This is a genomic window from Campylobacter sp. IFREMER_LSEM_CL292 (assembly GCF_025771615.1).
Lineage (GTDB): Bacteria > Campylobacterota > Campylobacteria > Campylobacterales > Campylobacteraceae > Campylobacter_D > Campylobacter_D lari_D.
Genome location: NZ_JAKMQP010000011.1, coordinates 34,037 through 44,682, shown reverse-complemented (window position 1 = coordinate 44,682; position 10,646 = coordinate 34,037). Strand labels below are relative to the sequence as shown.

At 29.6% G+C, this 10,646-nt stretch carries 8 protein-coding genes; 1 reads left to right on the top strand and 7 read right to left on the bottom strand.

The annotated features are described in order from the left end of the window. Nucleotides 1-109 precede the first annotated feature (109 nt). The 6 genes from L8T82_RS06790 to L8T82_RS06765 all read right to left on the bottom strand — a co-directional run bounded on the left by L8T82_RS06790 (nt 110) and on the right by L8T82_RS06765 (nt 8,440). Nucleotides 110-2,218, bottom strand: coding sequence for a polyribonucleotide nucleotidyltransferase (locus L8T82_RS06790; protein WP_263726169.1), 2,109 nt, complete (start codon nt 2,216-2,218; stop codon nt 110-112). Between the two features lie 135 nt (nt 2,219-2,353). Then, a complete protein-coding gene (locus L8T82_RS06785) occupies nt 2,354-3,013 on the bottom strand; it encodes a phosphoribosyltransferase (RefSeq protein ID WP_263726168.1) in 660 nt (219 codons plus the stop codon). Beyond that, the gene (locus L8T82_RS06780) at nt 3,010-5,046 is read right to left on the bottom strand and encodes an LPS-assembly protein LptD (RefSeq protein ID WP_263726170.1); all 2,037 of its coding nucleotides are present in this window, start codon (nt 5,044-5,046) and stop codon (nt 3,010-3,012) included. The genes L8T82_RS06785 and L8T82_RS06780 overlap by 4 nt, the downstream gene beginning before the upstream one ends. Next, nucleotides 5,036-5,494 carry an RDD family protein gene (locus tag L8T82_RS06775; RefSeq protein WP_133319881.1) on the bottom strand — a complete coding sequence of 153 codons (459 nt, stop codon included), beginning with the start codon at nt 5,492-5,494 and terminating at the stop codon, nt 5,036-5,038. The genes L8T82_RS06780 and L8T82_RS06775 overlap by 11 nt, the downstream gene beginning before the upstream one ends. After that, entirely contained in the window at nt 5,491-6,741 is a 1,251-nt protein-coding gene (gene purD, locus L8T82_RS06770) for a phosphoribosylamine--glycine ligase (protein ID WP_263659811.1), read from the bottom strand. Before purD ends, L8T82_RS06775 begins: the two co-directional genes overlap by 4 nt. Nucleotides 6,742-7,000: 259 nt before the next feature. Next, a complete protein-coding gene (locus L8T82_RS06765; RefSeq protein ID WP_263726167.1) occupies nt 7,001-8,440 on the bottom strand; it encodes a hypothetical protein in 1,440 nt (479 codons plus the stop codon). A 112-nt stretch (nt 8,441-8,552) separates the two neighbouring features. Between L8T82_RS06765 and L8T82_RS06760 the strand changes: the two genes are divergently transcribed. Further along, nucleotides 8,553-9,104: a class I SAM-dependent methyltransferase gene (locus L8T82_RS06760; protein ID WP_133319878.1), complete on the top strand. Its 552-nt coding sequence runs from the start codon at nt 8,553-8,555 to the stop codon at nt 9,102-9,104. Here L8T82_RS06760 and guaA read toward each other — a convergent pair whose 3' ends face one another. Then, nucleotides 9,105-10,640: a glutamine-hydrolyzing GMP synthase gene (guaA, locus tag L8T82_RS06755; RefSeq protein WP_263726166.1), complete on the bottom strand. Its 1,536-nt coding sequence runs from the start codon at nt 10,638-10,640 to the stop codon at nt 9,105-9,107. It abuts the gene before it with no gap. Between the last annotated feature and the right edge of the window lie 6 nt (nt 10,641-10,646).

Here is a 10,646-nt window from a genome sequence, read left to right as displayed (position 1 = left end):
TGAGCTAACGAGACAATCAAAAAATGAAATTATGCCAAAAGAATATTTTTTTGTCAAGATCTAAAATAAAAATTTAAGCATATTCTTAAATATGCTTAAATTTAAACAATTAAGCTAAGTCCAACGACACTTTTCCATTTTTAATTTCTGCCACCTTAACCTTAACCTCGTTACCAATTTCTAACTTTTCCTTGAATTTAGAATTATGTAATAAACCATCTACGCCATCTCTAAGTTCTACAAAAACTCCAAATTCTACAACTTTTTGAACTTTTCCTATAAATTCTTCTCCGATATCAAATTTAGGCACTTCTTTTCTATCGCGCTTTTTATTAGAACCTTTAGAATGAACTAAATTTAATATATATTCTTTGCTTTGAGAAATAAAATCATGATTAATTCCTGCTATTTTAACCTCACCTTTATCTCTATCTAAGTCAATATTAACTTCAAATTTTTCTATAATCTCTTTTATAGTTTTACCACCTTGGCCAATAATATCAGGGATTTTATTTGGATCTACATTAAAAATTTCAATCTTTGGTAAAATTGCTTCATTAACAACTATGTTTTGATTGGCCTCTTCCATTAATTGTAAAATGTGCTCCCTGGCTTCTTTTGCTTGATATAAAGCCTCTTTTAAAACTTGTTGCTCTATACCGCCAAGTTTTATATCCATCTGCAAAGCAGTGATTCCCTCGTAACTTCCTGCTACTTTAAAATCCATATCTCCATCATGATCCTCAAGACCCATAATATCTGTTAAAATAGCATATTTTTCATCTTCAAAAACAAGTCCCATTGCCACACCTGCCACTAGTTTTTCACTTTTTACCCCTGCGGCTCTTAAAGCCAAAGCACCACCACAAACAGTAGCCATAGAACTAGAACCATTGCTTTCTAAAATTTCAGACACTAAACGAATAGTATGAATATAATCCGTATCAATACTAGGATGTAAAGCTCTTTTTGCTAAATTTCCATGCCCTAACTCTCTTCTACCTGGAGCTTTTATAGGAGTAGCCTCACCTACGGAAAAACCTGGAAAATTATAATTTACCATAAATTTTTCGCATATTGGATTTTTTTCTGTTAGCAAATCTGACATTTGCGCATCATTATCACTTCCCAAGGTAGCTATAACTAAAGCTTGAGTTTGCCCTCTAGTAAAAAGACACGATCCATGTGCATTTGGCAGAATATTTGTCTCTATATCTATCTTTCTAACATCTTTCAAGCCTCTACCATCTGCCCTTTTATTTTCATTAAGAATTTGACTTCTAACAAGCTCTCTTTTGCACAAATATAAAGCTTTCTCAATATCTTCAATTTTCCATTCATTTTCAATAGCACTAGCTTCATTTTCAATCTCTTTTGCTATTTGTGAGATTTCACTTGCTCTTTCACTTTTCGCCATTTGGTTAATTGCAATTTTAAGCTTTGAGATATAAGAATTTTTAATAAAATCAACAATTTTACCACCATCTGTTTCTATTTTAAATTCAAGTTTGGAATTTTTTCTATAAGCAGCAAAAACTCTTTCATATTCATTAGAGCCACGCAAAATCGCATTGCCTGCAAATTCTAAAGCCTTTAAAACATCATCTTCATTAAGCTCATTCATACAATGTTGACCATTTTGTTTATTTGCTAAAGCTCTCATTTCTATCATTAAAAGCTCATCTTTAACACCCGCCACATAAAGGTCTAGGGTGCTATTTTTTAATTCACTATTGCTTGGATTTAAAACAAATTCATTATTCATACGACCTATTCTTACACCACAAACTGGCGCTTTTATAGGAATATCACTTAAATATAAAGCAATGCTTGCGGCATTTAAACTCATCACTTGCAGATCTACTTCAGGATCAGCAGAAAGAACCATTACTACAATTTGAGTTGGATAGGCATAGCCTTTTGGGAAAAGAGGTCTTAAACTTCTATCTATAATCCTTGCACTTAAAGTTTCATTATCACCTGGTTTAGTTTCTCTTTTTACATAACCACCTGGAATTCTTCCTGCTGCATAAGCTTTTTCTATATATTGTACCGTAAGAGGTAAAAAATCCTCTTCTACCATTTTTTCTTCTCTAGCAACAGTTGCCAAAACTACAGCATTTTTTTCTTGCATTAAAACTGCACCTGCTGCTTGTTTTGCAACCTTATTAGTCTCAAATATTTCAAGATGATTATTAATATTTATTTCATGTCGCATGATTTTTCCTTTAATATTTTCATCATAGGCAAAAACCAAATAAGCTTTTTAAATTTTAAAAATTAAAACTTAAAAAGCCTGTTTTTGTTTTGCCTATAAATTTATATCTAAACAACCTATTGTTTAGATATAAATTTATCTCTTTAATGGAAGATAATATTTACTTTCTTCTAAAATATCTAAAATTTCATGAGCTTGCAAAATCGTTTTATTTTTAAAATAAAACTCAATATTCACAAAATGATCAATTTTTTGCACACAATAAACCTCATCTACAAAAACACCGATATATTCATATACATCACTTGGCATTAAAGCAGTAGCATAAACAATACTATTTACTTCTTCTTTTAACAAACTTTTAATACATGAAGAAGCAGTAATTCCACTTTCGCAACCTTCATGCAATATTAAAATATTTCTTCCTTTTAAATCCTTTAAAAGATTTCCTTTTCTATAACGATACACATTTTTTAAAATTTTTTCTTCGTAGGTTCTATTGGCTTCACCATAAATATAATCTAAACTTATATCAAAAGCTTTAACTAAAGCCTCATTATAAACCAACTCCTTTGTTTCACTAATCATAGCTATTTGACATTCATCATTATTAGGAGCTTTAATTTGTTCTGTAAATAAAAAATCATATGGAATTTCTAATTTTTGTGCTAGTGCATCAACAAAAACTATCGATTTTAAAGAAGGTGTAATAATAATATAATCTTTTAGTTTGTTTAATGGTAATATATCATATAATTTCTCAAGTACATCTTTTTCATCTTCAAAAAATATCATATCGACCTTTCATTTTCCTCTAAAGAAAAATCATAAGATACCCCGCCTAATGGATAAAAATTAAACATAAAATATACACCACTTTGATCTTTAGCACTAATACCACCACTTGTAAGTTTAGGTGAAATATCTTTGCGATACATCAAAGAATAATTCCAACATTTTCTTTGATAAGTATAACCTATCTCCCATTTTTCAGGATCTTTGTTCAAATCAAACCACAATCCGCCAAAAATTTGATAATTAGTATTTATATCATATTGGGCTTTAGTTCCTATAAAATTATATTTTTCATTTTCATACATTCTATAAGCATGGTTTAAACTAATCTTCCATTTACCATAATCAAACAAAGCTTCACTAAAAACCTTATCAAAACGATTATCAGCTCCAGAATATTCAGCTTCATTTCTTAAACTTATATAATCATTGTAAAAATATTCTACAACATTATCAAAAGCACCAAAGCTACCTTCTTTAGTAAAGTATTTAACCTTCAAGTTATGATATAATTTTTTTTTGCCTAAAGTATTATAAAAATACTGATACATTGAAAAATTAAGTTGCTCAGGATCATTTTTTAACTCTACAAAATCTTCAGTGATTTCACCTGATTTAGCTCCAGGTAGAAAATAATTAACCCCTAAATATAGAGTATGATAAAAATTTTCATATGGCTTTGAAAGATCTGTATATAGAGAAAAATTATGAGAATTTCTAAATAAATGTTCTTGATTTTTAACATCTGTATTAGAATAATCTACAAAATTTGCATATATCCTTTCTGTGAAAGCAAAATTTAAAAAATCATCAAAAAAACTCGTATGATAAATTAAAGGTAAATCAAAATCTAAAGTTTTAGCATAAATACCCGTATGTCTATAATACCTATGAAAAGAAGCATCCAAGCTATATTGTATATAATTATCAAAAAATCCATTTAAATATCTATGATATTGAAAAGATGGATATTCTTGTAAAGTATCTTTATTGCTAATTTTAGAAGTGTCTATATAATACTTTGCATAAGCACCATAATAATTATCATCATCTGATAAAAAATAATTTATTTTAGAAGTAACTAAAGAAGCTTCGGTTTTTGCGCTAGAACTTAAATTCATATAATCAACATCATTTAAATAAGTAGCATCAACCCATAAACCCTCTTGAAATTCTTCACCTAAAAGACTTTTAAATAAAGATTCATTGGAATATTTAACCCCTAAACCATAGTGTTCTTTATTTTTTAAATTTTCTTCTCTTTTATAACTTGATTTTTCACCAAAAATACCACCGCTAATTTCACCTTGAGAATAAGGGGTATCAATAAATCTTAAAGTTGAGTATAAGCCATAACCTCTTTTTGTTCTAATCTGAGGTTCAAATTGAATGTCCGCATTATCATCAATAACATAATAAATTGGCTGATTATAATATAGCCCCTCACTTTGTTTTAAAACTACTTGGGGAATTAACAATCCGCTTTTTCTTTTAGTATCTACACTAAAACCAAAATAAGGTAAATACATTACCGGAACATTTTTTACATATAATCTTGCATTATAAAGATGTAAAAAATTACTCTCTTTGTTTAATTTGCCTTCATCAAAACGAATTTCCCAATCAGGATTTTCAACATTACAACTAGATACAACAGACTTTTTACTCATTACAAATTTGTCATCAATTTTAGCTTGATGACATTGTAGCCAAACCTCCAAATCATTATTTGAAAAAAATAAATTTTTAAAAGCTGTAGTGTTATCTTTTAAGTTAATCTTCGTATAAGTAGAATTAGTTCTTTCTTTTTGCCCCCTTAAGATATTAACATCTCCAAAAAGCTCCAAATCTTTTGTTGTTTCATTAAATTTAGCCTCGCTTGCAGTTATCAAATAAAAATCAGATACCACAACTACATTATTTTTTGCCTCTATAATATCATTTTTTTTGACAACATCCAAAGCATAAATATCTACTTTGGAAGCATATAAACTTCCTATGCAAGCCAAAGAAAGTAATATTTTACGCAAGATCTATCACCACTGTTTTGGCCGCATAATCATGCCAAGTTTTTAAAACGATATTGCTTAAAGCCCAAGCAAAACCCAAACCATACAACATATCACTAATTTGCCTTACACCTGCTCTTAAAGCACTTTGAATGAAATTTGGTTTATCTAATAAGTTTTGATCAATAACCATAATCTTCAAAAGCATTTTTCCTAAAGTTGCACCATATAAATATGTAAATAAACTATGATATGTAAATTGCAAAATTAAAGTTCCACCAGCAAAACGTATTAAAAGATTGTGAATTTCATCATAAGTTTGCATAGAACTAATCTTATCAAATAAAATAATACTTACAATAGCTAAAATCACAAAACTATCAACAATATAAGCTAAAAATCTTTTTTTAAAACTTGCTATTTTTAGCTCTTCTTTTTCTAGTTTGTCAAATAATTCTTGATTTGCACTCATTTAAGAACCTGAAAAGCAATATCTTTTCTATGTTGTTTTCCTTTAAAATGAACATTATCACAAAGCATATAAGCGTTTTTTTGCGCTTCTTCAATACTTTTTCCAGTTCCTACACAAACTAATACACGACCACCACTAGCATATAGTTTGTTATTTTCTAAAATTACTCCAGCATAAGAAATATGAGAATTTTGCGGAATTTCTCCTATATCAATTAATGCTTTTGGAGAATCTTTATAAGGATAGTTTTTACTTGCACAAACCACACCTACTGCAAATTCATCTTTGATTTTTATACGAGTATTTGCAAGATTTTTATTCACACATGCTAAAAATAAGTCCAAAGGATTTTCTATCAAAGGCATCAAAACTTCGCACTCAGGATCACCAAAACGCACATTGTATTCTAAAACATAAGGTTTATTATTTACAACCATCAAACCTATAAACAACACTCCAACAAATTCAGCACCCTCTTCTTTCATACCTTTAAGAGTTGGTACTACTATATCTTTTTTTACTTGCTCTAATAAATTTTCACTTGCTAAAATACTTGGAGCATATGCACCCATTCCTCCTGTGTTTGGTCCCTTATCATTATCCAGTAATCTTTTATGATCTTGTGCAGCAGGTAACAATATAAAATCATCTCCATCACAAACTGCAAATACACTTAATTCAAATCCGTTGAGATATTCTTCTATAACAACAATCTTACCAGCTTCACCAAAACTCTCTCCGCTAAGCATATTTTTAGTAGCCTCTAAAGCTTCTTCATGGCTTTGAGCAATAATCACACCTTTGCCCGCACACAAACCATCTGCTTTTACCACTATAGGAGGAGTTAAACTCATAATAAATTTCTTAGCTTTCTCATAATCTGTTGTATTTAAAAATTTAGCTGTTTTAATTTTATATTTTTTTAAAAAACTCTTCATATAAGATTTTGAAGCTTCAAGCATAGCAGCAGCTTTAGTAGGACCAAAAATAGCAATATTATTTTCTTTAAAAAGATCTACTATACCCTCTGCTAGAAAATTTTCACTTCCAACTATACAAAGATCAATCTCAGATGCCTTTGCATAAGCTGTAATAACCTTAGGATCTTTCATATTAAGATTTGTTCCTATTTTAGCGGTAGCACCATTTCCTGGTGCAAAATAAAATTCCAAATTATCATTTGTTTTTTGAAGAGCCAAAGCGATAGAATATTCCCTAGCACCGCTTCCTAATATTAAAATTTTCATTATTTTCCTTAAGATATCAAAACCCAAATGGCCGGAGTATAAGTGTCTGACCCTCAAAAAGTCAAAGTATGCCATTAGGTGATTTTTAAAGGCTGCAGCTTCTCGCTTTTTTTCAAAACTCAAACGAAGTCACAGAACACGGTAAATCACACATCACAGCTTATAATTAATGTGTTGGATCCTCTTTAATACCATATCGAACCATTTAGGCATTCTAATTATAACTAAGAAAACTTAAAAATAGGGTTTAAAAGGATTTTTATAAAATTTTGAATTTAGTTTTGGAGTCCTTTTTTAAAAAATACTTTCCTTCTAAAATAACATCAGCAACAGATGCCCAAATAGTTTTTTCATCTACATAAACTATATCAAATTCAGTATTTTTCATCAATCCTTGATAATTTACTTTTTTAGGTGCATGCTTAACAACATAATAAGGATTCATTGCAAAAATTTGGATTTTCATATTAACATATAAATCAGGATTAGAAGTAACTATTAAAAAACTTTTTTCACATTCTTTTCTTACTTTTTTAACATAAGAAAGCAATAATTGATCATTTGGATTTAGTGCATGTTTATTTAATCTATTTAAATAAAGTTCAGCAAAAGAAAGAGTGCAGAAAGAAATTTCGCTTGCAGTTTTAAAATAAGAATTTTTTATACTTGTTGATTTTAAAGATTTTTTCCAAATTTCTATATCTAATTTTGTAGCACATATATTTAAACCTTGTTTAATTTTCTCAAAAAGTTTCTCTCTAGCCATATTAAAACTATTATTAAAAATAGTAAGATTTTTTTCATAGAAAGACTTTCTCATTGCCTCTAATTTTTCAATGCTTTTTGTAAAATAATCTACTTCATTTTTTATTTCAACAAGCTTTTGTTTTTTACTTTGTATCATTTCTTCAAATTCTTGTCGTTTTTTGCCACTTTCTATTTCTATTCTCGCTTGTTTTGATTTAATATCTGTAATCAAAGTACTCATTTGGCGATCAAGTGCTAATTTTCTATTTTTCCTATTGTCAATCGAAGCAAGAAGTGCTTGATAATGACATTGATGAGACAAAAAGACCTCATCATACAAACGCTCCATGTTGATATGTTTTTGCTTATCTTTCATATCTTTATAAGCCATTTCAAGATGTACTATAATATTTTTCATAGCAGAAAAGTCAGCTTGGTTAATGGTATTATCTGAAAAAAGCAAAGTATCCAAAGCTTTATGTAAAAAACGCTTCATAGCAAAAAAATCTATAATATATGGCACCTCATCTGTATTAATATCTTTCACAGCATTGATTGATAGTGTTTCATTATAAAAATACCTTTGAATGGCTTGTGGGATAGTCAAATTTAGAGTAATCTTATCAAGATTATCATAATCGGTTTCTCTATAAAGCTCTTGAACATAAGCATCACGCCTTGTTAGTCTTAAATCCTCCAATTCATCATCACTATCTGTTTTCCAAAAATCTCTTTCTTTGATAAAATCATTATCTCCAAATTCTTGAAATTTAGAAGGTCTTAAATCTGTAATATGCTTTCCATCGGATCTAAACTCAACAAACATACCAACCGTTGGCATGCTTCTTTTATCGTGCCAAGCATGTTTATTAAATTCAAAAAATGTTTTTGCAAGATTAATTACTGTTCCTCTTCCAGTACCATCCACATAAACCATTATTTTTCCATGCATATCCAAATCCTTGATCTAAAGAAAAATTAAATTCTTATTTTAACTTTGTTTTCATAAATTTACAATAATATTTTAAAATTTATTAAAAATAACTATCTTAGGTATTTAATCTATGTTTTTATATCAATACTTTAAAAATCCAAAGCAAACAGGAGCATTTTGTGCAAGCTCAAAAAAACTAAGCAAACTCATAACCTCTCATGTCCAACATGCAAAAAATATTATTGAAATAGGACCTGGAACAGGAAGTTTTACCAAATATATCCTTAAGCAAAAAAATCATGATGCAAGATTTTTTGCAGTTGAAATTAATCCACATATGGCAAAAAAACTACAACAAAATATAAAAAATATAGATTTAGAAATTAGATCAGCGGAATTTCTACCTGATATGTTAGAAAAAAGAGCAATCAACAACGCAGACTTAATTATTTCTGGAATTCCTTGGGCTTTATTAAATTCCAAAGAACAAGATTTATTATTAAAGTCCATTCATGAGGTTTTAGAGGAAAATGGTTGCTTTGCAACATTTGCATATATACTGCCCACGCCAAAAGGAAGAGCTTTTAAGAAAAAACTTTTTACTACTTTTAGCAAGGTAGAAATTTCACCTATCATTTGGCAAAATCTCCCTCCTGCTTTTGTTTATTTTTGCACTAAATAACTATTCCCATTCAATAGTCGCTGGCGGCTTACTAGAAATATCATACACCACACGATTAATTCCTTCTACTTCATTAATAATACGGCGTGAAATATTTTCTAGTAACTCATAAGGTAAATGAGAAAAAGTAGCTGTCATACCATCACTTGCATTCACCACACGCACACAAACTGCATTATCATAAGTCCTATTATCTCCCATTACGCCAACACTTTGCACATTTAAAAGCACGCAAAAAGCCTGCCATGTTTTATCATACCAACCACTGCTTTTTAATTCTTCAATCAAAATCACATCAGCTTTTCTCAAAAGCTCCAAACTAGGCTCATTTACTTCACCCATAATGCGTATAGCAAGCCCTGGTCCCGGAAAAGGATGACGATAAACTACATCTTTACTCAAGCCAAGTTCTATTCCTAAAGCTCTTACCTCATCTTTAAAAATTTCTTTTAGAGGTTCAATAAGTTTTAAATTCATCTTTTCAGGTAACCCACCCACATTATGATGAGATTTTATGGTTTTACTAGCTCCTACAACCGAACTTTCAATAATATCAGTATATAAAGTTCCTTGTGCTAAATATTTTACATCTTTATGTTTTTTAGCTTCTTCTTCAAAAACTTCTATAAAGGTATTTCCTATAATTTTTCTCTTTTGTTCAGGATCCCTAACACCTGCTAAGCGACTTAAGAAAATCTCCCTAGCATCAATACTAATTAGATCAATACCTAAAGTATGTCTAAACATATATTCAACTTGCTCTTTTTCACCGCTTCTTAAAAGACCATTATCAACAAATACTACTACCACTTGATCTTTTATCGCACTTGCTAGTAATGCAGCCACTACACTGCTATCAACCCCACCACTAACAGCACATAATACCTTATCATTACCCACTTCTTCTTTAATTTTTTGCGCTTGAGTTTTTGCAAAAGATCCCATATTCCATATACTATCACAATTACATGCATACTTAGCGAAATTTTTTAAGATACTTTTTCCAAACTCACTATGTTGAACTTCAGGGTGAAATTGTAAAGCAAAAAATTTACGCTTTTCATCTCCAAATACACAAAAAGGACTATTTTCGCTTGTTGCTAAAACTTCAAAACCTTGTGGTAAATTTTCTACCTTATCAGAATGACTCATCCATACCGTTTGTTTTTTAGGTAAATTTTTAAACAAGTCACTATCATTTTGAATATCTATAGTTGCTTTGCCATATTCTTTATGACCTGCTGGAGCTACATTTGCACCAAAATGATATGCCATAAGTTGCATACCATAACAAATTCCTAAAACTGGTATATTTAAATCAAAAACACCTTTATCACAAAAATAAGCATCATTTGCATATACACTAGCCGGTCCACCGCTTAAAATAATACCCTTAGGCTCTTTAATTTTAATTTCATCTAAACTTACATTAAAAGGTAAAATTTCTGCATATACGCCCTGCTCTCTTAATCTTCTTGCAATGAGCTGTGTATATTGCGAACCAAAGTCCAAAACCAAAATATCTGCTTTTTTCATCTAACT

Excerpts from the sequence above, each read along its gene's own strand:
- L8T82_RS06775 (WP_133319881.1), bottom strand. The coding sequence starts at position 5,494 with ATGAGTGCAAATCAAGAATTATTTGACAAACTAGAAAAAGAAGAGCTA.
- L8T82_RS06790 (WP_263726169.1), bottom strand. The coding sequence starts at position 2,218 with ATGCGACATGAAATAAATATTAATAATCATCTTGAAATATTTGAGACT.
- guaA (WP_263726166.1), bottom strand. The coding sequence starts at position 10,640 with ATGAAAAAAGCAGATATTTTGGTTTTGGACTTTGGTTCGCAATATACA.
- purD (WP_263659811.1), bottom strand. The coding sequence starts at position 6,741 with ATGAAAATTTTAATATTAGGAAGCGGTGCTAGGGAATATTCTATCGCT.
- L8T82_RS06765 (WP_263726167.1), bottom strand. The coding sequence starts at position 8,440 with ATGCATGGAAAAATAATGGTTTATGTGGATGGTACTGGAAGAGGAACA.
- L8T82_RS06760 (WP_133319878.1), top strand. The coding sequence starts at position 8,553 with ATGTTTTTATATCAATACTTTAAAAATCCAAAGCAAACAGGAGCATTT.
- L8T82_RS06785 (WP_263726168.1), bottom strand. The coding sequence starts at position 3,013 with ATGATATTTTTTGAAGATGAAAAAGATGTACTTGAGAAATTATATGAT.